Source organism: endosymbiont GvMRE of Glomus versiforme (assembly GCF_003546845.1).
On record NZ_NWVA01000001.1, the window covers coordinates 567,741 to 594,019 of the forward strand.

Consider the following 26,279-nt stretch of genomic DNA (forward strand, 5'->3'; position numbering starts at 1 on the left):
CCCTACTCCAAAAAGAAATCAAATTAATTAAGGAGGCACTATATGAATAAACCCACCCAAAAAGACCTTTGAAAAGCCAATATGTTGGAGTTTCTCCATAATTGCCATATCGGAATTTCTCACTTAGAATGCTCCAATCCTAACTGTCCCTTAGTTCTCAACTGGGGAAATCTAGAAAGAAAAAACAGTAAAAAAGGCTACGGAGCCTTAGTAAAAGTAACTAAGGATAAATTCTTAACTGTCAGCATCCAATCTTATGAACTAAACGGCTTAGAAGAACCCATCAACTTAACCATCAAATACCGTGACGGCAAAGAAGCCTTAGTGAGAACCAAAGCCGAACAGGAAGAATTAACCAAAAACTTAACCCCCGAAGAAAAAAGCCAATTATCCTTCATTGACCCCTCCGAAGTAGTCTGCTTTTTCAATAATCCCACCCACCGACCCAACCTTGAAGGAGCCGAAGAAATCTACCTTGAAGACCTTTGGGATATTAAAGAGAAAATTAAGTGAGACCGAGATAAGTCTAAAAAGAAAGTCTTTCTCCATGTGGAAAATGACCCTTCCAAAGAAACTCAAGCCCAAGAAATAGATGCTGCTGAAAAGGATTATCTTTTCTATATTGCTGACCCTTCCACCACCAATGAAATCAAGAAAATGGAAATCTACTCCCCTACCAAAGGCACTGAAGAAAGAAAACAACTCCACGAGGATTATTTAAAAGACTTTTCAGAATTAAGGAGAGTATTCGGTATCCGTCATCTCACCTCCAAAAAAGAAGACCGACAAAACAATCCTGAAATAGAACTCAATGAAGCCCAATTCGTAGCTTTGGAGAGGGATAAGTGAAGAGAAAGAATGAAGAGTATTAAAGAAGCCAAAGACAAACAATTCTGTTCCGGAGAACACAAGCTAACTTACGGAGCCTGACAGGAAAGACAAGAAGCTGAAATAGAGCAAGTTAAGGAAATCCAAGAGAACCAAAAAGAACCTGACCCAGCCCAAGAACTAGAACAAAAACTAGCCCAGTTGGAAAAAGAAAAAGGAGGAGGTAAATAATGAATATCGGTTGTTGCCACATTGCCCTAGCTTTGGTGATAGCTCTCGTTTTTGTGGTGGCTATGCTTACTAATCGAACCCTCAAAGCCGAAGCCAGAGTAACCAAACTAGAAAAGAAAAACGGCAGGGAGCAACGGGAAATTAAAGAATTAAAATTAGAGATTGAGAAAATGAAAGGAGGCAAACATGAATAAAACCAAATTACAAGAAGAATTATTAAAGAATGTGAAACCAGGAATTAAACCCTCTGACCTTAAAAAACAGAAAAAGAACAGCCAAACCAACAACCAATTACTAACTCCCCCACCAACACCACCTTTGAAACCAGTAAAAACTAACAATTCACCCTCCCCTATTGTCCAATATCCAACCCCTCCCGACAGCCCCCTCTTAAAACCAACTCAACCTAGCAAACCAGCCAATAATGTGAAAGATTTACAGCAACAGGTTAGTTATTGGAGTAAAACAGCTCAAAATCACCTTTTAAATCTCTCCAAAACCTCTGCTGAGTTATTCAATGCTGAAGAAAGAATAAAAGAACTAGAATCAAAACCAAAGTCCCAAACCCTCAGCCAAGAAGCCGAAAAAGCTTTGGTGGAAGCAAATCAAAGAATAAGAGAATTAGAGGAGAAGTTAAGTAAAACCACAGCCAGCCAAGAAAAGCCAGTAAAACCCGTCCAAAAACCAGAACAAACCATCTTCACCTGCTCCGACTGTAATCAAACCAAATCTCACCAAGAATTAAGCCGACAATTTGCCAATCATTCTTTCTGTCGTTCCTGCTCTGTAAAAGCCAGAAAAGCAGCCGAAAAACAAATCCAAGAACAACCCATCCAATTCACCTGCCACACCTGCCAAAAAAACCACCACCAAGTCCCTACTAAAATGAAACTAGACCAAACCCTCCAAGAATACTTAATCTGCTCTACTTGTCGTCCCAATGTCAAAGAATTTAATGAAGCCGACTTAATCACTGACGAACTTTGGCAAAAATACCCATATTCCTCAGCTAGTGAAATCCTGGAAAAAGAATTTGACCTAAAAAGGAGGAGTGAATAATGACTGAACCAAGAACAGTCCCTAAACAATCCCTAGCAAGATTATTCCCCAATGGCTTTCCAGAATTCTGAGCCAAAACCGAAATGAAACCAAGACTAGAATCCGTAGTCTATGATTTAGTGCCTGCCACTCTCACAGCTGAAGAAACCCGAAAAACCCTCATGAGTGGTTATGGCATGAATGCTGTTTTTATTGCCAAGCATTATTTTCTGAAATACCAATATCGAACTTTCGAACCCTACGAGGATGACTTTATGGCCCAATTCACAGCTGAACTTACTTTTGTGATTGCTGAAATCAGAAGGACAGAATGATTATGGCAAGATGTTTTTAGGAACATTAAGCAATGACTAAAACCTTTGAAACTAACCACGGACACTCGAACTTCCCAAAACTACGATAAAACCCAAACCCAAGGGGGAAGAACTACCACCCAAGGAAATGAAAACCAAAATTGAAGTGATCAAAAACAGAGTAATCAAAAGAACACTCCTACTTTTAGTAACGTAGATTTATCCTCAGGAACTTACGGAGGATTTAGCCGACAACAACAACTATCCACTCAAACCCAAGAGCAAGGACAAGGTAATCGAAACTCTAACCGAAAAAACACTACTGATAAAATCAACCATGTCAATAAAGAACACCACCGAAGCAAAAAAGATGAGAATGTCTCCACAGTAAAGCAAGATGTTTACGAACTAAACAGCCTGAGCCGACTATTAAACAATTTTGCCTTAACTATCCTGGATTTTAGCAAGTATTACCCAAGATTTAACCGGCTTTTTATTAAAATGTTCGGGGTCTCCGTAGTTCCCGTAATCGACCCAGTCACAGGCAGGAGAAAATACATCACAGAAGCTCAATATGAAGAAGAAATGACCGAAGAAACCGGAACCACTAAACCTCCCGAAGGAAATGAGTGAGATGAAACTATTCCATACCTAGAAAGATTAAAGATTTATCACGGCAAGATTGAGAAAGAATTAAAGAAATTGCCCGATACCTCTAATCGGAAGCCCAGAATTAGCAAAAGATTAGAAGTTGCTACGGGAGCTGTGAAAGCTTATGAAAAACTACAAGAAGGATTAGAATTCCCCACGGTAGCTGAATTTTTAGCTCGTTGTCGAGGAGAAAGAGAAGGCTATACTAGAATAATCGGCTATGAGAACATTATTGATATGATTTGTGACTATCTAGAAAGTTGAGAGTTTTACAAAGAATACGGAGGAGACGAACCTGATAATCTAATGCTTTTCTTATTAGGGGAACCAGGACTAGGAAAAAGTTATATCAGCCAAGCCCTAGCCAAAGCATTAGGTCGGCAATTCCATGTTGCTCTAATGAACGGTAAACAACAAGCTTCAATTATCCACGGAACTGGAATTGATAATCCTGGAGCTGAACCAGGAGAAATTGTGAAGGCTATTTCCCGGAGAGAAGATGTTGCTTGTGTGATTTTATTTGACGAGTTAGAGAAAGCTGGAAAAGATGCTAAAAGAGCTTTGGGAAATCCGACTGATAGAACTTTGGCTAAAGTTTTTAAAGATGACTTTTTTGACTTCCCTACTCCGTGTGATAACATTATTTTCATTGGCACAGGAAACTATCCTGAAGACTTACCAGACTTTGCTGAAGATAGATTTAGAGTGATTTTTGTTGAACCATTGAATTATCAGCAAAGGATTGAAGTTTTGAAGAATATTTTAGCTTATAAGTTGAAGAGTTATGAGGGTGCTTTCCAAAAAATCTATGGGAAGGGTTGAGAAGAAATTTATCAGAAGTTCGACCACGAGGAATTATATAAGAAAGCTTTGACTTGAACCATGAGTATTAGAGGAGCCAAGGACAATATTTTAATGAGTTTGATTCCGACTTTGAAAGCTAAATTCTTAGTTCCTAAAAAAGAATTGCCTGAGGATATTGTTAATTATGATTGGAAGTTTGTGAGGAAGGAACAGATTGATAAGGGTGATGCGGATAGAGGAAGAAGGGCTTGTCCGTATAGTGTGAATAGGAATAATGAACATAGAGAAGGTTGTGTTTGTTTTGTGGCTAATATGGGGAAAGTGGAAGGCTGAAGGGAGAATATGGAGGAGTATCATGGTTAGTATTGAACAAACCAATCAAATTCAAGAGATAGATATAAATACCCGAAAGGAATTATGGGACAGTTTATTCTTATTTGTGGATTTTAGCAGAATGAAAGACCAATACCCAAATATGTGGAATAAAGAGTATAAATTATTACCCCTACCCAAACCTTACCAAGAAATTAAGACTAAATTCACTACTTATTGCCAAGAATTAAACGGGAAAGTGGAAGGATTAATTAATTCTTTCTCTCCCTACTTCCAAGAAAATATTTACCCTGTCTTAGAAAGCTCCAAAGGAGACAAAACTCTTTTATTCCGATGTAAAAGACTACTCAACAACAAAATCATTGGTGAAAGCAGCAGTCTTTTCTTAGATTTACTTATTTTTGAAAGAGAATATCTCGGCAAATCCGAAGCCAAGAAAGTTTGAGAAGGATTTAATAATGTAGAATTCTTTGAGAAGGAAAGATTACAAGAATTAATTGAGGCTGATATTGAAAAACTAAAAGAGGGAAGAACTAACCTTAATATCTCTTGGGTGTTTTACCGAAAATGACTTAACCTCATCGAACAAAAAGGCACCGATACAGCCCGAGGCATCTGATTAGCCTTAAAGAAATTTCTTAAAGATTGAGAAGCCGGAAAGTTAGGAACCAGTGAATGAAAAGAAAGCTTAAAGATAATGGAAGAGGCTCGGGATAAATTGTTTGATTTAGGCTCAGAAAGTATTAGTGATGGCTTACCTTTCTTACAGTTAGGATTTATTAAGAAAGATACTCATGAAGGCTTGGAAATAACTTGCCAAAATAGAAAAGGTTTCAATCTTAATAATCCTTATTTATTTTGTGTTTGGTTTCATCAGAAAAGTGTGAAAGTTTATGTTGTGGACGGATTTAATTATTTGAACCCGAGAAACCTTTATGTTAGTGTTTATTTGAGAGAAGATTGAGTTTGGAGAGATTTGCCGTGGATTGTTAATGCTATGGGTAGTTTAGTTAGTGGGAATCATCCTATTTATTGGGGGAGGAATTTAGAATAATATGGAACATTTTACAGTTTGTCCTCATTGCAGAAATAAACATTTACATTACACATTTTGTCAAGATTTAGGCACTAAAAATATTTTTGATATTCCTTGACCAGAAGATGGCAAGATTAGTTTTGCCCTTTTTAAAATCAAACAAGTAATAGATGATGGGATTGGTGGCAGAGATATTCCTGATACAGAAATTTTCATACCAGGATTTTATAAAGTTAAAAAAGTAGGTCAAGACTTTTGAACTGTTCTTACCGAAAAAGAATATCAAACTTTTATTGCTCCTAGTGATTATAATGCTGATGGGGATTTGTTTTATGTTAGAGAAAAGATGCTAAAAATTCCTATTCCTGAAGAAGTTTGAAAACCACATCCACATAATTTGGCACATTCAACATTTCAATTCTATTTTCTTAATAATTCTTTGTTTACGGCTAACTTAGCTCATTTGAGGGTTAACAATGAACACCAAATACAAGTTGACTGAAAAATAAGAGCCACACCATCAGGCACTTATGTCTTTTTCCGTAGTGGTCACATTTTCTTTAAATGGAAAATAGAAGTTAGACAAGGAATAGTTAATATGTCCTTGGTAAAAGTAATGATTGACGGAGCAACAAAATTTATGAGTGGTCTTCAAAAAGCAGCAGGGAGTTTCTTTGGTGTCGATACTAGTGGCACAGATGAAGCAAAGAAAGAAATAGCAGGCAATTTAGTTGGCAAAGATAGAGGTAAGGATTTCATGAAGCGAGAAAAAGATAACCGAAACCAAGAATTACAGACCCAAAGATTATTCCAAAGCACCAGTTATCTTACCAGTGAAGCCATGTTAGAACCTTCTGTTTTTTATGCCAACACAGTGAAATTTCCTTATAATTTGTTTGATTATTGGTTGAGGAATGAATAAAATCCTTTTACTTGCCGTGTATATTGTAGCAATAACCTTTTAAATAACCTCAAACATAATAATAACGAAAATCCTATCACCTACCCTTTAAATATTACTTTCGAAAAATTAGGAAATATTCTCAAACCAGGGTTTTATCAAGGTAAATTAACCCCGGACTATGACCCAGACGGAAGAATGGTCGAATGTTTTGCTCGTGGGGTCACATTTTATGAAGACAAGAAGAAACATTTTGTTAATCCTGATTTGGGAGTTAGGGGAATAATAAGCCAAGTTCAATATTCACGAACAGGAGGCAACTCCTATATCGGACAAGCAATTCCAGGCTCCGAAGAATACATTAATAACATCGATAGAACCAAAGGCACTAACTTCCACCAAAGAGCTCACTTTTTCATAACTTTCGAGGATGGTAGCAAAGACCATTGATTAGTTTTATTCCCTCAAAGTTTCCAAGATAGTGATTTACACGAAGGACACACTCATAGAGGATTTGACTTGAAATTCAACAAACCCGTGAAAGAATTCATAGATGTTTATTCCTGTATCGGCTGTGGAGCCAAAGATCAAGGTTATACTGCTCTCCATTCTGGCTATGATAATGGCAGCAGTGATAGCCTAGATAGAATACATACCGGTTTGCCTTATGAACCCTGATTTACTCAATTCACAGGAGCTACTAAACAAGATGGCAGGTGAATGTGTCCTAATGGGAAATGTTTAGGTGGTTCAGGAGATGTTTGAGAATTCACGGGGCAATATATCCGAGGCAAAGATAACAAATCCTTCACAGAAGCCTATGGGTTTATTCCCCAAGGTGGCACCATAAGGTGAACAACCAAAGGAGGAAGTTCTAGGATAGAATGACAAAAAATCCCTAACCATGATGATTTTGAGGCTTTGGATTGAAGCCCACCAGCAGGCTCTGGTGGAAAGACAGAAATTCCTCTATCTGACCCTGAAATAAATGTTCCCGAACCTGGAGAAGGAGATATCGTCCCTGATAATGACTTTCCCGAAGTTGACCCCTTTGACCCAAGTGGAGGTGAACCAGAAATACCACCAATCGAGCCTGATATTCCTCCGGACATTGACCCAGCTGACCCAGATGATTTTCCAGACATTGACCCACCACCAATCGAACCTGACCCACCAGAGATAGACCCGAATGAACCTGATCCAGGACAAGACCCAGACCCGACAGATATCGACCCTGGTGATGTTGACCCCGGAGGAGATGATGAGGATGGAGATTAATTTTTTGGCATGTCATAATTAAAACTATAATTATCATGAGTGAAGAAATAAAATGTAGTAAAGAAAAATTGTGTAAAGTTTGCCAAAAGGCACTAGAAAAAACTTTGGCTAAACATGAAGATTGAGAAGTAAATTGTAAAAAATATATCGAAAAAAATCAAATGTATACCCATCATGTGGGAGATAGTATAATTCAATATTCTATTACAGGAGGATATAGTTATATTGCTTGTCCTCATAACTGTGGAAAAATGAGTATCAAAAAAAATGATTTTGGAGACCAAACCGAAATAGAGCATGAGTGCCAAACAAAATCTACTCAATTCTCAAATAAAGCAAAAACTAGTTCTAAACAACCTCACTTAACAGGAGAGAGAGAGAGCAATCCAGCCAAGCCAAAGAATTATCTCCCGTGGATTTTAGGAGGAATAGGACTAGTAGTAGTGATAGCAGGCTTAGTGTGATATTTTACGAGAAAGGAAAATAAATAATGACTAATTGAGAAAATATTCATAAGGATTTTGGGTATTCATGATTAAATCTGCAAAAAAACTGAGAAGAACAAAACTTCACTTACCAACAAACTAAATCCTGAATAGAAGTAGGATTAAAACCTGATGAATATAAATTTGCCTCTTACTTAAAACAAAATAATTATCAGCCATCTACAGTTAATTTAGAAAAGGCAAGTAAAGAATACAATCAAAACTGATTAAATATAAACTATCCTAATAAACCAGAAGCTAAAGAAATTACAATAAATTCTTCAGAACAACTTCATGGTTTCCTAACTATCTCTGATTATCCTAATTTAGAATCTATAGATATTGAAAAACAAAAAAACCTAAACCAACTTTATCTAAGTAATTGTCCTAATTTAAGAGGATTATCTGCTAAATTTTCTAAACTAATAAATATAGATTTAACTGAATTACCTAATTTAGAAGAACTTAATCTTTCTGGCAATTCCCTAACTAATTTAGATTTAACTAATAATAAAAAACTGAGAGAATTGGATATTTCTTGAAATGACTTAACCAACTTAAATATTAATCACTTAAAAAAGTTAGAATGATTGAATATTGATGATAATAACCTTATTGAATTAAATATTAAAAATTTAATTAATTTGAAGTGATTTTTTTTCTCTAATAATAATTTTGCTGAACAAGATTTAAGTTGGTTAAGTCATTTGGTTAATTTAAAGAAATTGGAATTAGTAAATTGAAATCAAGAAAAAATTAACCAAGGAATTTATAATCATTTTTATGGTAGTTTAGAGCCTTTAAAAAATATGAATAAATTAGAAGAACTTAATATTAGTAATACTGATATTGATAGTGGTTTAGAACATTTACCAGATAGTTTAAAGTATTTTAAGTGTTCAGCAGATAAAAGACCAGAAGCAAAAGTAAAAGTTCTTGAGAAAGAATTAAAAGAATTTGGTGAAGATTTTCCTAATAATCTAAACCTTTTGAAAAAAAATAAACAAGTCGAAGAAAAAAGAATTTTAAACATTTCTCTAGAAAAATTATATACTACTCGACGTGACTTAGAAAAATTTCTTGATAGATGAAAGAATGGGCTATCAGATTTACAGTGAGTTGAAAGATTTGAGTATGCAATTAAAACCGTTCGATGAGCCAACTGAGGAGTTCTAGTAACTAGTGGAGTTCAATTAATCAGAGGTGATTCGAGTATGAGTGATTGAACAACTTTAATTTCTCCTTTTATAGAGGTAGTTATTTCTAATCTAGAAGCAGGATATGAAAGAAATAAATCAGATAAAATTGCATTTGATGAAGGTTCAGAAAGAATTTGAGATAATTGTGATGAACTAACAAAAATGCTCGAACCTATTGACACATCTTTAATAAGAGATGAATCAACCAGCAGGGTATTCGAAGATTTAAAAAAAAATATTTATGACTTTTGAAAAAGGTATGACTATGACGATAACAACAAAATTAATGATGAAGAATGAAAGAGAGCTAAAGAAGAATTTCCTCAAAACTTACGAAAAAACTGAAAGAATTGAAAAAAGGAATTAGAGGAAATTAAAGAAACTGCTGAAAGATTACGAAAATTAATAATAGTTTATCTTAGTGATAAAGATTTAAAAGATGAGCAAAATGAAAATCAGCGAGAAATAGTAATTGATTTAGATAAATATTTCAAAGAAAAACAGCAAACACCAGCCTCCTCTAAAACTAATCTTTTACCTAAAAAAGAGAATGCTAATGAAGTAATTGAGATGCAAAATCTTGAACAGGAAGCAAAAATAATTCAATTTCCTTACGGAACTCCTGGTTCAAGTAAGAAATAACTTAATCATTCCTTTGTTTTTCCTTAGATTTCCTTATTTTATCAACCCTAAAAATCAATCCCGACTCCGATAATCTCTAAACCTCAACATTCCTTCTTTAAGCAGTTTCACTCATTTCTTAACAATCTCCTCTTTTTTCCTTAACCTACAATTCTTTAACTTACTTTTAGCTACTTCCTCTCAATCAAAGCAAAAGTTAATGAGAGTGCTATCAGTTTGCTTAGTGTTTTTGGTGAAATGCAGCAAAGCATATTTCTTGTGGACTTTCCTTTCTCCTAATTCACAAAAAAAGAAGTCTTGGATGGAGTAAACTATCCGATACTTTTTCATTTGGTCTTCATCAATCATAAAATCATCTCAATTAACTGTGCTAGGGTTGATTTTCTCTTCTAAGGCTCGGGAGTGAGCATCATATTCACCTTCAATTAAGTTGAGATATAACAATCATTCTACTCCTTGCTCGTCTTTGGCAATCTCTAATACTCCGGAGTTATCATTCTTGCTCTTTTTCTCTTCTGCCAACTTCCGTAACTTATGAATATTCTTATTAACCTTGTCTTTGTTTGTGTTTTGGATTAACTTTACAAATAACCCGCAAAACTCCTTTTCGGTGCACAAACTGACAACCTTTTTTACAAATTTTTTCGACGGAACTGCGCACTTTCATATATTTATGTTTTTAAGGATAAAAGACCAACAATTCTTCCTTTTGAGCCTCCTCCCAAAGGAATTTCAACTAGAACTTTGTCTCTTTCCATAATTGTTTTTCACTTTCTGTCCTTGGCTTTTAAGCGGTTGGCAACATCAGCAGTGATTAAAAGATTATTTTTAATTAATTTAACTTGAAAAGAATTAACATTATATTTCTTGACTATTTCTCCCTTTTCTTCTAAAAAAATTGTTTTTTTATTCATTATAATTAGTTAAAACCTCTACTTTTTCTTCGCCCACTCAAATAGTATGTTCAAAATGAGCATTGAGTTGACCTTGAGCAGAAAGTACGGTTCAATTATTTGGAGACAGTTTAATTTCAGCACTGCCAATTTGGACTAATGGTTCTACACAAATAGCAGTATTTTCTCGGATAACTACACTTCGTTCAGAAGAGATTTTATAATTAGGAATAAAAGGGCTTTCGTGCATAAATCTACCAATACCATGTCCACCGTATTCTTTTACTGGATGATAACCCTGGCTTTGAACATATTCTTCAATTATTTTGCCAATATCTTGGGTAGTAGTAATATTAGGCTTGATGTTTTCAATAACTTTTTGGAGAGCATTTTTGGTAATCAAAATTAATTTTTCTTTTTCTTCGCTGTCTTTTTCCTTTCCTTCACTAAGCAAAACAGTCATTGCGGCATCGGCATGGTAAGCAATACCTTTTTCATCCTTGAGATGGCAAGCTACGTCAAATGATATCAAGTCTCCTTCTTTAAATGGACGATGGTCCGGAATTCCGTGAGTTAATTCATTATTTAAAGAAACACAAATTGCAGCAGGGAATCCTAAATAGCCTTTGATTGAAGATTTGACTTTCTTTTCTTTCATTAACTGTTGGGCTCGTTGTGCTAAATCTTGACCGGTCATACCAATTTTTATTTCTTTTTTTAAGGTTTTTAAAATGTCAGCCACCACTTGACCTACTTTTCGCATTTTTAGTAATTCCTGGAGTTCCATTTTATTTAAATTTTATTGATTTGTTCTTGTAAGGATTTTTGGAGAATTTCAGATTCAAAATCGGTCGGGAGCGATAATTCTCGTTGAAATATTTTGTACTTATTTTTTTTGCCATACTCAACTATTTCAACACTTTTTTTTACGTGGTCATCAAGTAATCATTCAGTAAATTCCTCTACTTCTTTTTGGGAAAAAGTTATTTTGTCAAGAGGACAAAGAAAATTTCCGTCCTGGATAGTTGATTCTTTTTTTCAAGATTTTTCGCAGAGAGGGCAAACGATACTTGCGTTTTTCAATTCAACAAAAATTTTTTCCGTTTTTTCCGTAAAATTGACCAAAAGCAAAACTGGTGGACTTTGGTCAGCAAAACGAATTCATTTTTCTAATTCTTGTAAGTTTTCTTTGCTTCGCGGATAGTTAATAAAGATAAGTTTGCTTGCTTGGATTTCTAAAATTTGTTTAAGTTTTTCATTGTTGGCAATTTCTGAATTATTCAGTTTTTCTATGAAAGAAATTAAATCGTCGCTTTTCTGTTCTTTTCAAGCCATTAATTTTTCCCTGCGGTCAACAATAAGTTCATTGAGTGAATAATAATAAATGTTTGGCTCTTCTTTCCAAGTAATATAATTGAATATTGGGTTGATTAATAATAAAACAATTTTACTTTTTTTTCTGGCTAATAATGATTGTTTTTCGGTCATATGGTCTATTTAATTTTTAACTTTTTTTAATTTCTCTGACTATATTTGTATTTAGTTCTGATTTGTCGATAAAGATCAATGCCAATACCGATGCTTCCAAATCAATCTAAAAAGCGGGGGAAAAATTGGCCTGGTTTTTCAGAGGCTCCGGGAATTACTTTGCCTGCTTCTCTTATATTATACACTTCTTTTTTTTCTAAATTGGTAAAAATTTGGTCAAAGACGATATTGAAAAGCAAAATTATACAAAACCAAAAGAAAACCAAGCGGTTAACTATTTTTTTTAATAGTTCTCGGGTTCACTTACCGGAAGCCAGGTGATTAATGTAAACGCCTTTTTTTTTCAAATCATCACTAATTTTTTTGGTTCTTAAATTCATTTTGCGAATGCCAAATCAAACGGCAAGCCAACGAAAAATAATCAATAACAACAGAGCAAAAATGATTACTCCTTTCCAGCCCCCGATTCACTGAAATAAGTTGTCAAATAACCTTTTTTTATTGTTTAAGAGAAAAAAACTTTCACCAATGCCTTCTTTTCCTCCTCGTCAAACTACTGATTGACGACTTAAATTTTGGGGATTACGGTAATCACTACTTACTCACTGTCATTTTTGAACCATTCTAACGAAAAAATTATTACTCGGCTCAGGATGATTTGCTCCTCCTCATCCTCCCATTAGTTTAATAAGAATAAAAAATCAACCTAAGATTTGAGCCAGTTGATAGAGATGCATAAAACTAAAACTCATCCGAAAACCTAACTTAGAACGATGTTTTTTTACCAGCGGGTTATTAGTAAAATGAGTGGCATTGCTTTCAATTGGTACTTCTCATTTTAGGTTAATAATTCAAATAAAAAAAATAGTAATTGCTAAAACTAAGAGCATACAAAATCAAGGCTGTTGCCACAGGCCAGCGTTGGCTCAATTATTATTTTTCCCTTGTAAACTGGGTCAAAGAGTCTCCGAAATTCACTTAGTGGGTAAGAATTCCACAAAAAGTAACAAACTAAATCCGCTACAAACTCCGTATTTGTTCATTCACTGAATTAAAGCGTCAATTAAGCAATTAATTACTAGTAAAATCAGAGTTAATAAAGCAATTTTCCCCATACTGTCGCTGACAGAACTTCAATAACTAGTTAAACCAACAATAACAAAACCCAGAAAAGTAAAAATTTTACTGAGGCGATCTCTTCATTTTTTAATTTTTTCCCCATATTTTTCTTGGTCGAGGAACATAAAAAACATGCCCACAAATCAACTGACAGTTAAATGAATGGAAATTCCCAAAAAAAACAAACTCCGGTTGTCCGTAGCTCCCATTCATTTTTCCGGAAAAGGAATTACTTTCTTACCAATAATATAAAAAGTTAAGCCAAGGAGAGTACAAAGTAAAGCTTTGATAAAAGTAAAGGAGAAAATTTTTTTTCTTTGGCTTATTTTCTTTTTCATGTTTACTTAACTATTTTGATTTGACCATCGGCTTGGATAATTTTCTTTTGTGCGACTTGGGAAAAAGCTGCTGCTTGGATAGTCAAATTCTTAGTGAGTTCTCCGGTTCCCAAAATTTTTACTGGTTTTTTGCTTTGGGAAAAGTCAAGCATTTGCTTAGGCAAAATTTTTTGATCTTTCTCCAAGCGGGCAAGGTTAACGATAATAAATTCTTTTTTTGGGTGAAAAAAAACTCCTTGCTTTGGCACACGGCGATAAATAGGAGTTTGACCTCCTTCAAAACCGGGACGCACTCGACCACTTTTGCGAGCTTTTTGTCCTTTGGTGCCACGTCCGTGAGTTTTGCTCCCTCGTCAACTTTTTTTAGTTTTAGTTTTGATTTTAATTAAATATTCTTTCGTATTCATTATTAATTGTTCCTCCTTCTTGCAATTTTGTTAAGAGCTTTAAAAGTACATTTGACCACGTTTAATTTATTATTAGAGTCAATGATTTTAGCACTTACATCTTTGATACCTAAGTATTTGAAAATCGAATTAATTACTCCACCAGCAATAATTCCGCTTCCTGGCGGAGCAGGACGAAAGAGAATCTTTGTAGCACAGAATTTTACCTTAAAATCGTAAGGAATAGTGCGTGGTGTTTCATTAAAGTGAATGGCTTTGATAACTTTGTCTGTTGCTGCTTTGATAGTAACAAAATGAATGGCTTTGACGGCCTTATCTGTGGCTGCTTTGATAGCAGTAAATACATCCCTACCTCGTGCATAGCCAAAAGCAACGCTTTTTTCTTTTTTTACTAAAACCAGAGCCGTAAATCTTCGTTGTCTTCCTCCTTTGGTTACCTTATCAACTGGATTAACTGCAAGAATCATTTTCTCTACAGGTTCTTTTGGTTCTCTTCTTTGTGTTCGTTTGTAATTTCTGTCTCTCCTTGATATTTGTCGAGTTAAATCATTTTTTTCATTATTCATATTTATCATCTAAAATTCAATTCCTCCTTGTCTCATTATTTCACAAAAAGCGTGAATTTTTCCCTTTTTTTCTTTCTTTTTTCTGAACTTTTTTTCTATATAAGGATAAGGATAGCCATTACGGTCAAAAACAATTTTTTTGATTCCTTTTTCTTTTAATTTATTGGCCATTTCTTGTCCTAGTTTTTTTGCTCACTCTTGATTCTTGCGACATTGAGCCTCTTTTGCTTTCTCACTTAAGTAGGCAGTGCTGCAGTAAATCAGCGTGCGTCCTTTTTCATCATTAATTACTTGAGCGATTAAATAACGATTAGTTTTAGACAACACTACTCGGAGCCTTGTTAAGTTTCCTTTTATTAGCCCACTTCTAAATTTTCTTTGTTTTCTTTTTTTTTGTCTATTAATTAGTTTCATAGTTTAAATTCCTTTTAGTGACGTTTTAATCATTAAAGCATCCATAATATTAATTTTACTTATTAATGCCTGCTTTTCCTTCTTTCAATTTAACTTTTTCTTCTTTGTAGTAAACTCCTTTTAATTTGTAAGGACGGTGGGAACGGAGTTTTCTCATTTGAGCCGCAAACTGACCGACTTTTTCTTTGTTTATTCCTTGAATAATTATTTGAGTATTATCAGGACAATTTACTTCTAAACCCTCAGGAATAACTAATTCATCAGTATGAGATTTGCCTAAGGAAAACTCTAATTTTTTTGCCTTTGTCAGCACTTTGTAGCCTACTCCTTTGATAACTAATGGTTCAGAATGTCCATTTTTTACTCCTTCTAAAGCATTATAAAGTAAAGAATTCATAGTCCCGGTTAGAGCATATGCCTTTCTCACTATTGAATTTCTTTTGGTGTCTATTTTCTTAGTAAAAATTTTGTTTCCTTCTTGAACTACTTTTACTTCTGGAAACATTTTCAATTCCAATTTACCCCGGGGACCACTAACTTCAATTTTTTGCTCTTTTTCTTTAATAATTACCTGAACATTTTCGGGAATAACTAAAATACGATTAACAATTGTCATAATTAACTAATAAAACCAATCAATTCTCCTCCAATTTTTTTAGCCAGGGCTTCGTGGTGAGTTAATAAACCTTGGGAAGTGGAGATCAAATAAGTTCTTCTCCCTAAGCATTTTTTTTTAACTTGGGATAAACTTAGATAAATTTGCTGAGAAGGCTTGGAAACTCTTTTAACTTCGTGAAGTAAACTATCCTTATTAAAATATTTAATTTTTACTTTAATTACTCTTTTATTTTCATCTGCTCAATGCTCGGTTAAATAATTGTTTTCTTCTAATTTTTTACAAATGTCTAGTTTAAAGCGAGAATAGGGAAAACTAACAGCACGTTTTTGCCGCAAGTTAGCGTTTCGTAAACAAGTGAACATATCAGCAATAGGATCAGTCAACATAATTTTATCTACCAAGAAATTTTTGCAAAGCCTGGTATTAAACCATTGTAAATTCAATTGCGAATACTACGTCCACAAAGATTAAATTTTTTGTAAGAGACAAGCCCTCGTGCTCTACCACACGAGAAGCAACGATTACGCTTCCTTGTCTTAAACTTTGGTGTTTTTTTTGCTTTTTGAATTTGTGCTTCTGTAGCCATAATATATTTTTAATGATAAGTCAATAACAACCTAATTTCTAATGGCTCTATTTATTTCAAAATTTCTTTTTAATATTTGGTCGTTTTCTTTCTCTCCAAAAAATAATGCTAAAAGTTTCTTTTATAAAAAGATTAATAAATCCTAATTAAAACCAACGAACAAATTTCAAATCGTATTACTAACTGTAACAATAAATCACTAATTTAACTAATATATAGAAAAACAGACTTTACAAAGACCAATTAGCAACTAAATATCCTACTAATAAAAACTGGTGGACTTATATGATTATTTCCTCAGCAGTCGTTTTTTTCCTGATTAGTTATCTAACTAAAACACAATTTTTAATTAAAATTATTATTATAAAGAATAGATTGTTTTTTTAAGTGCTATGTATGTAGGAACAAATGAAAAATTAAAAAGAAAAATCCAAGAATTTAATAGCAATAACCCCGACTGGTTTATTTTTAGCCAAGGAGATTTAGAACCAGACTATAACGACATTTCAGAAAAAAGATATAACATTTCTTCGGCAGAATTACGGCAAAAATTAGGAGAAATTATTTCTCAACGAAAAACTGCTAATGACAATATCTATTCTTCTCTAAGTATCATTGAGATAGAAAACCATACTAGGTCAAAGCCCGGTCCTTGAAATTACTAATGGTGGTTGGTAGTCAAAAAAGAATATATTTACCAACAAGCCCGCCAAAGTGGGGGGAACATCATATCTCTCACTAACGACAGTCGAAAAAACCATTGAAAAGATGAAACTATCAAAGGATTAGCATACATTTTCGCCGACCGTAATTATTATTATTCGTCCGAGTGAGAGAAAGTTGTTGAAGAGGAAGAAAAAGAAATTGAAAAGTTAAAAGAAGTTATGACTTTTGCCTATCAAGAAATACGAGAAAGAGCAAAAAGAGGAAATATTGATTTAGAAGAAGCCTTGGAAAGTATGGAATATCTTCAATTACAACCCGACTACTGTTTTTGCAGCGGTGGTTCTCCGGAGGAACAAAGAGAGTATTATTTTTACCATATAGTTACGTGCCTTGGAACAGAGGAAAAAATCAACCAATTTAAAAACAAGATAATCGAAATCATTGAAAAAAGTATAGCCAATTTTAACCAACAAAAAAAGGAAATTATAGAAAAAACCGAGCAGGAAATTCAAACCAAAGGCATACGATTTTATGATTGAGGCTGATGAAAAAATTGAATTCGCAAAGAAAAAACTAAACTAGGATTGGAACAATGTAAAAATGGAATACAAAACCTAATTCAAAAACTTGCTAATTTATCCGAAGAACAAAGGAAAAATGAAGAAAAATTAGCCCAAGAGGAAATTGAAAATTTACAAAAAAACCAAGAACCAAAAAAAAAAGAGAAAACCGAAGAAAAATTTGAAGAAAACATTCGCGAAAAAATAGAAAAATCACAGAAAGAGCAAGAAGAAAAAATAAGAAGTGAAGATCACGAACTTTTACAAAAAAAAGCAGAAATAGATAAAAAAATAGATGACTTAAAAAATGACTTACAAAAACACTTTCAAGATAGTGAAAAGAGCAAAGATAAAGAAAAGGTAAACATTGATAATTCTTCGACAAAAAAATTAATAAAAGAATTAGAAGGTAAACTTGAAAAATGAAAAAAAGATAATTCTGCTAAAAAACCTTCTTCTGAAACTAATAATAATTCTTCAAACGCCGAAAAAAGTAAAAACCAGGAGAGTGAAAGCAATAATTCTCAACCGAAAGAGGAAAATACTTCTTCTAATTTTCAAAACACTCAAACTAGTCGTTCATCTTCTTATTTTAATTGAAAAGGAGCGGGAATTGTTTTAGGAGTAATTATTGTTATTTTATTATTAATTTTGATTGTAATTAATATTAGCCGCAAAAAAGAAAAATAGCGAAATTAATTTGCTGTTTTTATCTCTGATTTTCTAGTCTCATTTGAATAAATTCTTTGTCAATTTCTTCCAAAAAAGAGGAGCAACTATCTTTCTTGCTACTGATTAAAAATAATAGTCTTTTTGCTCGGGTAATACCAACATAAAAAAGACGCTTTTCTTCTGTTAAGTCTTTATTTTCTTTGTAGGGCAAGGTTCCTTCATCCAAATAAACAAAAAAAACAATCTCAAATTCTAATCCTTTGGCTTGATGAATAGATGAAAGAATAAGATTATTACGAGTCTTAATTAATTTTTTGTCTTCAAAAGCAATTAAAAAGTATTGTAAAAAAGCACTCAATATTTCCGTTAGATTATTATCAATAGTTCGGCGTCTTTTTTCCCAAGTTTGAGTCACGTTAAGGAATTGTTGAATATTTTTTTCTCTTTCACGAGGATTATTAGTTTTGGTCTCTAAATGCTTTCAATAAGCAAAGGCTTCCAAAATTTCTGAAATAAAAGGGGTTAAGGGCTTTCTTTGGTTAAGAGCATTTTTAAAATTATTGATTTTCAGCACAAACTCGCAAATTTTAGCGGTTTGTTTCGGGCTAAGTTTTAATTGTTGGATTTCTGTGTCATCTTTTTCATTATCCCCTGAGGAAAGGTTAATAATATTTTGGTAATTATTTAAATACTGATAAATGCTTGTTCCCTGCTTTTGGCTATTAACTTCAATTTTTTCAATGGTGCGGGCTCCGATACCCTCCATTAAACTTAAAACTCTTAACAAAGAAAGATTATCCTGATAAAGAATAGTCCGCAAAAAAGCCAAAACATCTTTAATTTCTCCTCTTTCAATAAATTTAAAGGCTCCCAGGATTTCATAAGGAATTTTTTGGGAAATTAATTCTTGTTCGATACGCATCGAAAGATAATTGTTTCGGTAAAGAAAAGCAATATCGCTAAATTGTAGTTTTTCTCTGGTTAACAATAAACGAAGGCGACGAATAATCAATTTTAAGGGAAAATAACTAAACTGGGTAATTTTGGCCCCTTCTTCTTTGGTGGGAACTAATAAATTTTTAATTAACAAGCCATTGTTTTTTTTGACAAAAGAATTAGCCAAGGAAAGAATATTATTTGTTGAACGGTAATTAATATTTAGGTAAACCACGGTTCATTCCTTATTTTCGGCCAAAGAAGAAATTAAATGCGGACTGGCTCCTTGAAAGCCATAAATAGCTTGGTTCGGGTCGCCGACTAGAAATAAATTTTGTTTTTTACTAGTTAACTGTTGAACGATTTCTCACTGAATATCATTAACATCTTGAAACTCATCAACGAGAACATGAAGAAACTGTTTTTGGTATTCTTTCTTTATTTCTGGGTGTAAATGAAAAAGTTTAATGGTATAAATTAGTAAGTCATTAAAATCCAAAGCTTGATTTTCTTGTAAATATTTTTGATATTCTTGATAAATTTGGTATCTTGGACGGTCAACTTCTGTTAAATCCAAGGGGTCAACACCAAAGTTATTTTTTCACTTGCTGATTAAAGAAAGAATGGTGCTAATTTCCTTTTTTTCAGCACTATAATTAAGTTCATAAATAATTTTTTTGATAATATTTTCTTGGTCGTGACGGTCATAAACAGGAAATTTGTTTTCGGGAAACCCTAATAAATAAACATGTTTACTTAAAAGAGCATAGCAAAATGAATGAAAATTATAAATATTTAACTCTGATTTTTGAGTGGGGTCAATATAAGGATAAATCCTTTTTTTAATCTCTTTAATGGCTTTTTTGGCAAAGGTTAAAACTAAAATTTGCCGAGACTCAATTTTTTTTGCGGCTAACAAATGAATAACTCGACTAATTAAAGTTTTGGTTTTTCCACAACCGGGTCCCGCAATCACACAAATTAATTTATGCTCTTCTAAAACGGCTTTTTTTTGCTGAGGATTTAACTCTTGTAAATATTCCATTACTATAAGAATTTTTGGTTTATTATTTCTCTTTTAGGAAAAAGTTGTATTTTGTTTATTATAATATAATGATAAAAAAATATCATAAAAATTAAAAAGTTGTTAACAATATATATATATATATGAAATTATGACAAAAACAGATATTAAGTTTACAGTAAAAAAAGTTTGACGAAGATTAGATGATTATTTCACTTTTACTTCGGAAGAACCTATTGAAATAAAAGGAAGACAAATAGAAAATCCTACTCTTGATATTCAAATTTCCGAAGCCATGACTGAAAGAAGATTTCAAGTTATCAAACCTGGAGACATTATAAATATTTTTGGATTAGATGAAGACAGAGTAGAAATAATAGGGATGAATAATAGTGATATAGTTATAAAATCTCGTGCTTATTACGATAAGATTACTATTCCTTCCAAGCAAGACAAAGTTTTATCTTGAATAAATGGTTCAGACGGTTTTTTGTTATGTGCTGCTTTTAATCACGAAAATATGCGGTTGGAATTTATCAATAGTCTTAGTGGAGAAGCCATCGGCATAAATGAAGTAGACCCCAATAATATTTTAGACGAATTAGAAAAATTTATTCGGCAAAGGAGAGGAGAATTTCACTTAAATGAATATAAGCACCAAAATATTGATAACGGAGGAGAATATTTTAATGGATTTAACCGCGGTGGTCGTTGGCAGGAAAGTTGGTGAAACTATATGACCGAGAAATAAAGTATGTTGAAGGAAATACTCTGCATCCAGCTATTTTCCTGAATGAAGAAAGATACCAACGAATATACGACTTATTGGTTAATAATTTTAGTGCTGAAGAGTATGTTAGAATTGATGATAATGATGAAACCAAGAACTATGATAATAATGCTCCTGCTTACTATCGAAGGCAAATTTGATACGGGCACAAAAGAACTCCTTTTAGGGATAGCCCTGAATGAGAAAAAGGAATGACCCAAGGAATAAGTGAAGAAAGAAATCGCATTTTAGTAATCAATCCACAATCGCTAGCAAACCATAATCAAAACATTGTTGAACGTTATAATAGAGTTAATAGTTCGAAAATAGGGAGAACTAATGCTTTATTTTTAGAATACTGAAATCGAATAAATGACCAACGAGAAAAAATACCACCTAGCAAACAAAAATTATTAGCCAAAATAGAAAGAAAAAGCCAGCAAAAATTAATTCAAGACGAAGAAATCACCGTTTTTACTGAATTACAAGAATTAACTTTGCTTAACCCTAATGCCGAAGCAGAGCAAATAATTCAGCAAGCCGAGCAGAATTTTAGGCAAATAGAATTAAATCAAATACTTTACGAGGCAAAATGACGACTAATTTGATTAATGGTTCAATTACTTAATGAAGAAAAGCCTGTTGCTCCGGAACAAGAACAAACTAAGGAACTATCTCTACCTGAACCAGAAAAAGAGCCAGAAAGCGAAGACAATGAAGAAAAAAATAAAGATGATGATAAGATTGCTGAAAAAAACGTTCCTGAAAAACCTCTAATAAATATAACCAATGTTAAAGTTAAAGAAAAAAAAGACAACAACCTATTTGAAGCCAAAAAATCGGCTCGGCAAAAAATCAAACAATTATTAAAAAAATTCTCCTTGACTGACCAAGATTTACCCTCAGAATGCCAAAATTGACGTGAACAACTCAACAATTTAAATTCTGAGCAAGCCCTTAACCAGTTTCTCCGACAAATGGAAGAAATTATTAATAAAAAAGCCCAATCTCTTAACCAAACTACTCCTCATTCCCAAGGCGGCAACAAAGATTATCATTTACTTTTTCTTGGCTTAGGAATAATTATTCTCTGTTTAGGAGGATTAATTATTTTGCTTATTTCTTCCTTACGAAAAAAGAAAGATTAATAATAAATTACAAAAGAAAAGCAGATAAAATTAGGCTGAAACTCTAATTCCTGGTCCCATGGTAGTAGAAAGAGTGGAATTGCGAATGTAATCACCTTTTCAGTTAGTTGGTTTTAAAGAAATGATAGTTTTATAAGCGTTTTCATAATTCTTTTCTAACTGCTCCAAAGAGAAAGAAGTTTTGCCTAATAAAAAGTGAATATTGCCCTGTTTATCAGTTTTGATTTCTACTTTGCCGGCTTGGATTTCTTTTACTGCTTTTTCTAAGTCATCAGTTAAAGTGCCATTTTTGCTATTCGGAAACAGCCCTTTTGGTCCCAAAACTTTGGCTAAGGGTTTAATTTTGTCCTGATAAGAAACATGAGCCAGCACTTTTATTTTTTTTTCCTTATTAACTAATTGAGGGATTTTTTCGGCACTTACCAGTTCTATTCTTTCCTTATTTTGAAGAGTTGGGGGTAACTCTTCACCAATGATAATAATTTTTTCTTGCTTTTTAAGAGGATAAGGCAAACTCAACTGAGTTCGAAGTGGCACTTTTTTCTCGTTTCAGTGTAACGACACAGCCATTTCAATGTTTTCTGACTTTTCTGGGTTGTTTTCTTGGAGAAATTTTAAAGCCTCGGTGAGAGAATAATGCTTATTTGGTTCGATTTTTTGGGAAATTTCTCGATAACGCTTAGAATTTTCTACTTTGCTCATATATAATTAATTTTTTAATAATCAGAATTTTTTTGCTGCTCCTTTTGTCTGTGTGAAAAAATCATGAACAAACATGTAAAAAAAACTAAAAACTTTTTAACTGATTTCAACCAAGAAACTACAAAATCAAATCATAGTAAATAAAATTGTATTATAAATAATGAAAAATGACAAAAAAAAAAAACAATATTTAGTTGTAGGTTTAATCGCACTAACTTTTTTACTGGCAGGATTTTTCTTTTTTTTGAAAAGTAAAGAAAAAGAAAAACAAATAGTTCGCAACTCTAGTAGTTTAAATTCAGAAAGACACTGCTTTAACTGTAAAAAGGAAGTCCTTGAAAGTGGTGATTTTTGTCAACATTGTGGCGAACGTTTGCAGAATTTTCAGAATAAACAAAACAAGACTTCACGTTGTCCAACAAAAACAATAAAAATTCAAAAAACAACTTCAGGAAAATATTTTGTAAATTGGTCGTTTTTTAAAAACGAAGGCGACAATCATAGTTTCTTTGAAGAAGGAAAAAATTGTTTTTCAGCAGAAGAAATGCCGAAAATTCTTACTAAATATCAAGAATGTTGAGAAAATAGTGACTGAACTGGATGAGAAAAAGAATTAAAAGATAATTACTTGCTAGTAAAAGAAAGAAAACAAGGAGGAGACAGCCAATTTCATCGCCGAACCGATTACGAATTTCACCCCATAAGTGAAGCCAACCGAGAAGAAAAAGAAGCAGAACAAAGAAAAGAGAAACACAAAAATGAATGAAGAACTTGCCACAAGTGCGGTAAAAACTTTTGCCTAGGAACCGAAGGAAGTATTAAAAAAACCTGACCTAATTGTGACTGAGACAACCCACCAAAAGTAGAGTATTTTTGCGGTAATTGTACTAAAAGATAAAATTAATCCTTGTTTGTTGCTCCTTTTTGTAAATCCAAAATTAAATCCCGGTATTCAGCCGCTTTGTCAAAATCGAATTCTTGAGCCGCTTTTTTCATTTTTCGTTGGAGAGAGCGAATTTCTTTGCCTAATTTTTTTTTGCTTCAATTTTTTTCTTGTTTTTCTTTACGCAAAGCCGTTAAGCGAGGGTCGAGGAAAAATATCTCTTTTTGGATAGTCTGCGGAGTGATTTGATTTTTTTGATTGTGGGCTTCTTGGATGTTGCGACGCCTTTGGGTTTCGGCCATTGCTTCTCGCATGTTAGTAGTAATGGCATCTCCATAAAGAATTACCCGTCCATTTTGGTGGCGAGCCACTCGACCGATAATTTGAATGAGCGAACGAGTATCCCGTAAAAATCCTGGTTTATCAGCATCTAAAATACAAATTAAGGAAACTTCGGGCATATCCAAGCCTTCGCGTAAAAGATTAATACCAACTATTACATCATAAACTCCTCTTCTTAAACTGGTTATTGCTTGATTGCGGGCAAAAATATCTAATTTGCTGTGTAAAAAAATTGCTTTAATATCTCGTTGGTTCAGAAAATAAGCGATATCCTCGGCCATTTTGATGGTTAAAGCATAAATAATCGTTTTTTCTTTTTTATCAATTTGGTGTTGGATTAATTGAATAATATCCTCAATTTGGTTTTTAGTAGGACGAACTTCCACTTGGGGATCCAAAAGTCCAGTAGGGCGAATAATTTGTTCGACTACTTGCTGGTTAGTTTGCTCTCGTTCATAAGGTCCGGGGGTGGCAGAAGTATAAACGATAAAAGACAATTTGCTTTTGAACTCCGTAAAATTCAAAGGTCGATTATCCAGAGCAGAAGGCAAACGAAAACCATATTGAACCAAAGTTTTTTTGCGGCTATGGTCAGTGTTATACATAGCCTTAATTTGGGGAACTGCTAAATGGGATTCATCAACAATAGTTAAATAATCTTTTTCAAAATAATCTAGTAAAGCATAAGGGCATTCTCCTGGCTTGCGACCATCAAAATAACGAGCATAATTTTCAATCATGGGACAATAGCCAGTTTCTCCCAAATTAATTAAATCTTCACTAATCTTTTCTTCAAGGCGTCGGGCTTCCACAATTTTTCCTTCTTGGTGAAACTTATCTGCTTGCTCTTTTAATTCTTGCTTAATTTCAGTTAAAATTTCGGTCATGCTTTTACTCTCCTCTTCGGTGAGATAGATATATTCTCTGGTCGGAGGGATAAGGATATTTGTTTTAGTTTCAGTTTTTTTATCTTTTACTGAATATTTTTCTATTTTCTCCAAAATATCATTTTTAACTTCTAATTGTCAATAATGATTTTCTTCTCAAACTATTTTTAAAACAATGCTGTTTTCTTTAACAAAAAAGCAACCTTCTTCTAGTTCTAAAGCATGAGGATTATAGCCAAGTCTAGTGAGCCAAGTAGCGATTTTTTTTTTACTGATTTTTTGACCTTGATGTAATTCTAAAATGGCTTTGCGATAAGACTTTGGGTCAAAACAACCGTAAATTGCTGCCACCGAAGCAATTACAATTACATTTTTTTCAGTCACTAAACTATTTAAAGTTTTCAAACGCATTCGTTGAATATTCACATTAACTTGGGTTCTTTTGCTAATATAAGTGTCCGAATGTGGTTTATATGCTTCCGGTTGATAATAATCAAAATAAGAAACATAATATTCAACTTTATTTTGGGGAAAGAAATTCTGCATTTCTTGGTAAATTTGCAGAGCAAGAGTTTTATTAGGGGCAAGAATTAAAGTAGGTTTTTGGATTTGGGCAATAACATTTGCCATAGTGAAAGTTTTGCCTGTTCCGGTAGCTCCAAGGAGAACTTGTTGTTTTTTGCCTTGCTGAATATTTTTAACTAATTGCTGAATGGCTTTTTCTTGGTCTCCTTGGGGATTAAGGTCAGTGATGAGACGAAACATGAGTTATAGTATTTTTTACTTGTTTCGTTTAGTCTAAGGAAAATGAAAAATCTTTTGGTCTCTAAAAATGCTAAAAAGAGGAAGTTTTGTAAAACTTTTTATATGGCAAAAAGCAATTCACCAAGCAAAAAAGGCAAATTAACCATCATTACTGGTCCCATGTTTGCAGGAAAAACCGAAGAATTATTACGACAAATTCGGCGGGCTCAATATGCACAAAAAAAAATCGTGATTTTTAAGCCTTCTTTGGATAATCGCTATTCAGAAACGGAAATAACTTCTCACATAAATAATAAAATAACCGCTATAGTGATTAACAAAGGCGAAGAAACAGAAATACGCACTTATCTAAAAAAGAAGCCAGAAACTGAAATTATTTTTCTTGATGAACTACATTTTTTTGACCAAGAAATTGTCAAAATTTTAAACAAACTGGTTAAGCAAGGTCATCAAGTAATAGCGGCAGGTTTAGACCAAGACTTTCGAGGCAGACCATTTAAAAGTACTGCCTTTTTGTTAGCCTTAGCAGAAAAAATTGTTAAATTAACTGCGATTTGCCGAGTTTGCAATGAAGAAGCCACCATGAGCCAAAGATTAATTAGCAGTCGGCCAGCGTTGGCTACTGATCCGGTTATTTTACCAGGAGGAGAAAAGATTTATGAAGCCCGTTGTCGTTCGTGTCATGTAGTTAATAAGTTAATTGCCTCAGTAGGAGAAAAAATTAATTGGTCTTAATTTTTAGTAAGAAACTCAAA

General features: G+C 33.3%; 30 protein-coding genes. 15 read left to right on the forward strand and 15 right to left on the reverse strand.

Features of this window, described 5'->3' with window-relative positions; all coding sequences use genetic code 4:
* Window positions 1-42: 42 nt before the first annotated feature.
* The 9 genes from GvMRE_RS03200 to GvMRE_RS03240 all read left to right on the forward strand — a co-directional run bounded on the left by GvMRE_RS03200 (window position 43) and on the right by GvMRE_RS03240 (window position 9,740).
* Complete coding sequence (locus tag GvMRE_RS03200; RefSeq protein ID WP_147409385.1) at window positions 43-1,059, forward strand: hypothetical protein; 1,017 nt, start codon at window positions 43-45, stop codon at window positions 1,057-1,059.
* Window positions 1,059-1,253 (forward strand): hypothetical protein, encoded by a 195-nt coding sequence (locus GvMRE_RS03205; protein WP_147409201.1) that lies wholly within the window; start codon window positions 1,059-1,061, stop codon window positions 1,251-1,253. The genes GvMRE_RS03200 and GvMRE_RS03205 overlap by 1 nt, the downstream gene beginning before the upstream one ends.
* Window positions 1,246-2,118: a hypothetical protein gene (locus tag GvMRE_RS03210; protein WP_147409203.1), complete on the forward strand. Its 873-nt coding sequence runs from the start codon at window positions 1,246-1,248 to the stop codon at window positions 2,116-2,118. The genes GvMRE_RS03205 and GvMRE_RS03210 overlap by 8 nt, the downstream gene beginning before the upstream one ends.
* Window positions 2,118-4,229, forward strand: coding sequence for an AAA family ATPase (locus tag GvMRE_RS03215; protein ID WP_147409829.1), 2,112 nt, complete (start codon window positions 2,118-2,120; stop codon window positions 4,227-4,229). The genes GvMRE_RS03210 and GvMRE_RS03215 overlap by 1 nt, the downstream gene beginning before the upstream one ends.
* Window positions 4,222-5,253, forward strand: a complete 1,032-nt coding sequence (locus GvMRE_RS03220) for a hypothetical protein (RefSeq protein WP_147409830.1) — start codon at window positions 4,222-4,224, stop codon at window positions 5,251-5,253. The genes GvMRE_RS03215 and GvMRE_RS03220 overlap by 8 nt, the downstream gene beginning before the upstream one ends.
* Before the next feature lies 1 nt (window position 5,254).
* Complete coding sequence (locus GvMRE_RS03225) at window positions 5,255-6,157, forward strand: hypothetical protein (RefSeq protein WP_147409831.1); 903 nt, start codon at window positions 5,255-5,257, stop codon at window positions 6,155-6,157.
* Between the two features lie 177 nt (window positions 6,158-6,334).
* Window positions 6,335-7,414: a hypothetical protein gene (locus GvMRE_RS03230; RefSeq protein WP_147409832.1), complete on the forward strand. Its 1,080-nt coding sequence runs from the start codon at window positions 6,335-6,337 to the stop codon at window positions 7,412-7,414.
* 35 nt (window positions 7,415-7,449) lie between these two features.
* On the forward strand, window positions 7,450-7,905 hold the full coding sequence (locus tag GvMRE_RS03235) for a hypothetical protein (protein ID WP_147409833.1): 456 nt from the start codon (window positions 7,450-7,452) through the stop codon (window positions 7,903-7,905).
* Window positions 7,905-9,740, forward strand: a complete 1,836-nt coding sequence (locus GvMRE_RS03240) for a leucine-rich repeat domain-containing protein (RefSeq protein ID WP_147409834.1) — start codon at window positions 7,905-7,907, stop codon at window positions 9,738-9,740. The genes GvMRE_RS03235 and GvMRE_RS03240 overlap by 1 nt, the downstream gene beginning before the upstream one ends.
* A 33-nt stretch (window positions 9,741-9,773) precedes the next feature.
* On the opposite strand, the gene GvMRE_RS03245 is transcribed toward GvMRE_RS03240, so the two are convergent.
* Genes GvMRE_RS03245 through rpsN form a run of 12 tightly spaced genes read right to left on the reverse strand, consistent with a single transcriptional unit; the run spans window position 9,774 to window position 16,170 of the window.
* Window positions 9,774-10,262, reverse strand: a complete 489-nt coding sequence (locus tag GvMRE_RS03245) for a hypothetical protein (RefSeq protein ID WP_147409835.1) — start codon at window positions 10,260-10,262, stop codon at window positions 9,774-9,776.
* Window positions 10,263-10,287: 25 nt separating this feature from the next.
* Window positions 10,288-10,407 (reverse strand): 50S ribosomal protein L36, encoded by a 120-nt coding sequence (gene rpmJ, locus GvMRE_RS03250; protein ID WP_147409836.1) that lies wholly within the window; start codon window positions 10,405-10,407, stop codon window positions 10,288-10,290.
* A 4-nt stretch (window positions 10,408-10,411) separates the two neighbouring features.
* On the reverse strand, window positions 10,412-10,654 hold the full coding sequence (locus GvMRE_RS03255) for a hypothetical protein (protein ID WP_147409837.1): 243 nt from the start codon (window positions 10,652-10,654) through the stop codon (window positions 10,412-10,414).
* Window positions 10,647-11,420 carry a type I methionyl aminopeptidase gene (gene map / locus GvMRE_RS03260; protein ID WP_147409838.1) on the reverse strand — a complete coding sequence of 258 codons (774 nt, stop codon included), beginning with the start codon at window positions 11,418-11,420 and terminating at the stop codon, window positions 10,647-10,649. The genes GvMRE_RS03255 and map overlap by 8 nt, the downstream gene beginning before the upstream one ends.
* A 5-nt stretch (window positions 11,421-11,425) precedes the next feature.
* The gene (locus tag GvMRE_RS03265) at window positions 11,426-12,121 is read right to left on the reverse strand and encodes a hypothetical protein (protein WP_147409839.1); all 696 of its coding nucleotides are present in this window, start codon (window positions 12,119-12,121) and stop codon (window positions 11,426-11,428) included.
* Window positions 12,122-12,147: 26 nt separating this feature from the next.
* Window positions 12,148-13,578, reverse strand: coding sequence for a hypothetical protein (locus tag GvMRE_RS03270; protein ID WP_147409840.1), 1,431 nt, complete (start codon window positions 13,576-13,578; stop codon window positions 12,148-12,150).
* Window positions 13,579-13,580: 2 nt separating this feature from the next.
* Window positions 13,581-13,985 carry a 50S ribosomal protein L15 gene (gene rplO, locus GvMRE_RS03275; protein ID WP_147409841.1) on the reverse strand — a complete coding sequence of 135 codons (405 nt, stop codon included), beginning with the start codon at window positions 13,983-13,985 and terminating at the stop codon, window positions 13,581-13,583.
* 2 nt (window positions 13,986-13,987) lie between these two features.
* Entirely contained in the window at window positions 13,988-14,551 is a 564-nt protein-coding gene (locus GvMRE_RS03280) for an uS5 family small ribosomal subunit protein (RefSeq protein ID WP_172575231.1), read from the reverse strand.
* A 9-nt stretch (window positions 14,552-14,560) separates the two neighbouring features.
* Window positions 14,561-14,965 (reverse strand): 50S ribosomal protein L18, encoded by a 405-nt coding sequence (locus GvMRE_RS03285; RefSeq protein ID WP_147409843.1) that lies wholly within the window; start codon window positions 14,963-14,965, stop codon window positions 14,561-14,563.
* Between the two features lie 55 nt (window positions 14,966-15,020).
* Window positions 15,021-15,581, reverse strand: coding sequence for a 50S ribosomal protein L6 (rplF, locus tag GvMRE_RS03290; RefSeq protein ID WP_147409844.1), 561 nt, complete (start codon window positions 15,579-15,581; stop codon window positions 15,021-15,023).
* 2 nt (window positions 15,582-15,583) lie between these two features.
* Window positions 15,584-15,985, reverse strand: a complete 402-nt coding sequence (locus tag GvMRE_RS03295; RefSeq protein WP_245939627.1) for an uS8 family ribosomal protein — start codon at window positions 15,983-15,985, stop codon at window positions 15,584-15,586.
* Window positions 15,979-16,170, reverse strand: coding sequence for a 30S ribosomal protein S14 (gene rpsN, locus GvMRE_RS14465; protein WP_147409846.1), 192 nt, complete (start codon window positions 16,168-16,170; stop codon window positions 15,979-15,981). The genes GvMRE_RS03295 and rpsN overlap by 7 nt, the downstream gene beginning before the upstream one ends.
* Before the next feature lie 392 nt (window positions 16,171-16,562).
* Between rpsN and GvMRE_RS03305 the strand changes: the two genes are divergently transcribed.
* Both GvMRE_RS03305 and GvMRE_RS03310 read left to right on the forward strand, forming a co-directional pair.
* The gene (locus GvMRE_RS03305; RefSeq protein WP_147409847.1) at window positions 16,563-16,835 is read left to right on the forward strand and encodes a hypothetical protein; all 273 of its coding nucleotides are present in this window, start codon (window positions 16,563-16,565) and stop codon (window positions 16,833-16,835) included.
* Between the two features lie 6 nt (window positions 16,836-16,841).
* Window positions 16,842-18,086 (forward strand): hypothetical protein, encoded by a 1,245-nt coding sequence (locus GvMRE_RS03310; protein WP_147409848.1) that lies wholly within the window; start codon window positions 16,842-16,844, stop codon window positions 18,084-18,086.
* Between the two features lie 19 nt (window positions 18,087-18,105).
* Here the strand turns inward: GvMRE_RS03310 and GvMRE_RS03315 are convergent, their stop codons facing one another.
* A complete protein-coding gene (locus GvMRE_RS03315; protein ID WP_147409849.1) occupies window positions 18,106-20,049 on the reverse strand; it encodes an ATP-dependent helicase in 1,944 nt (647 codons plus the stop codon).
* Window positions 20,050-20,179: 130 nt separating this feature from the next.
* Here GvMRE_RS03315 and GvMRE_RS03320 point away from each other — a divergent pair, with 130 nt between their 5' ends.
* Both GvMRE_RS03320 and GvMRE_RS03325 read left to right on the forward strand, forming a co-directional pair.
* The gene (locus GvMRE_RS03320; RefSeq protein ID WP_147409850.1) at window positions 20,180-20,779 is read left to right on the forward strand and encodes a hypothetical protein; all 600 of its coding nucleotides are present in this window, start codon (window positions 20,180-20,182) and stop codon (window positions 20,777-20,779) included.
* Complete coding sequence (locus GvMRE_RS03325; RefSeq protein ID WP_147409851.1) at window positions 20,755-21,945, forward strand: hypothetical protein; 1,191 nt, start codon at window positions 20,755-20,757, stop codon at window positions 21,943-21,945. The genes GvMRE_RS03320 and GvMRE_RS03325 overlap by 25 nt, the downstream gene beginning before the upstream one ends.
* A 30-nt stretch (window positions 21,946-21,975) precedes the next feature.
* On the opposite strand, the gene GvMRE_RS03330 is transcribed toward GvMRE_RS03325, so the two are convergent.
* The gene (locus tag GvMRE_RS03330; protein ID WP_147409852.1) at window positions 21,976-22,647 is read right to left on the reverse strand and encodes a hypothetical protein; all 672 of its coding nucleotides are present in this window, start codon (window positions 22,645-22,647) and stop codon (window positions 21,976-21,978) included.
* A gap of 160 nt (window positions 22,648-22,807) precedes the next feature.
* On the opposite strand from GvMRE_RS03330, the gene GvMRE_RS03335 reads away from it, so the two are divergent.
* A complete protein-coding gene (locus GvMRE_RS03335; RefSeq protein WP_147409853.1) occupies window positions 22,808-23,545 on the forward strand; it encodes a hypothetical protein in 738 nt (245 codons plus the stop codon).
* Window positions 23,546-23,547: 2 nt separating this feature from the next.
* Here the strand turns inward: GvMRE_RS03335 and uvrB are convergent, their stop codons facing one another.
* Window positions 23,548-25,524, reverse strand: a complete 1,977-nt coding sequence (gene uvrB / locus GvMRE_RS03340; RefSeq protein WP_147409854.1) for an excinuclease ABC subunit UvrB — start codon at window positions 25,522-25,524, stop codon at window positions 23,548-23,550.
* A gap of 102 nt (window positions 25,525-25,626) precedes the next feature.
* Here uvrB and GvMRE_RS03345 point away from each other — a divergent pair, with 102 nt between their 5' ends.
* Window positions 25,627-26,259, forward strand: a complete 633-nt coding sequence (locus GvMRE_RS03345) for a thymidine kinase (protein WP_147409855.1) — start codon at window positions 25,627-25,629, stop codon at window positions 26,257-26,259.
* Window positions 26,260-26,279: the final 20 nt, after the last annotated feature.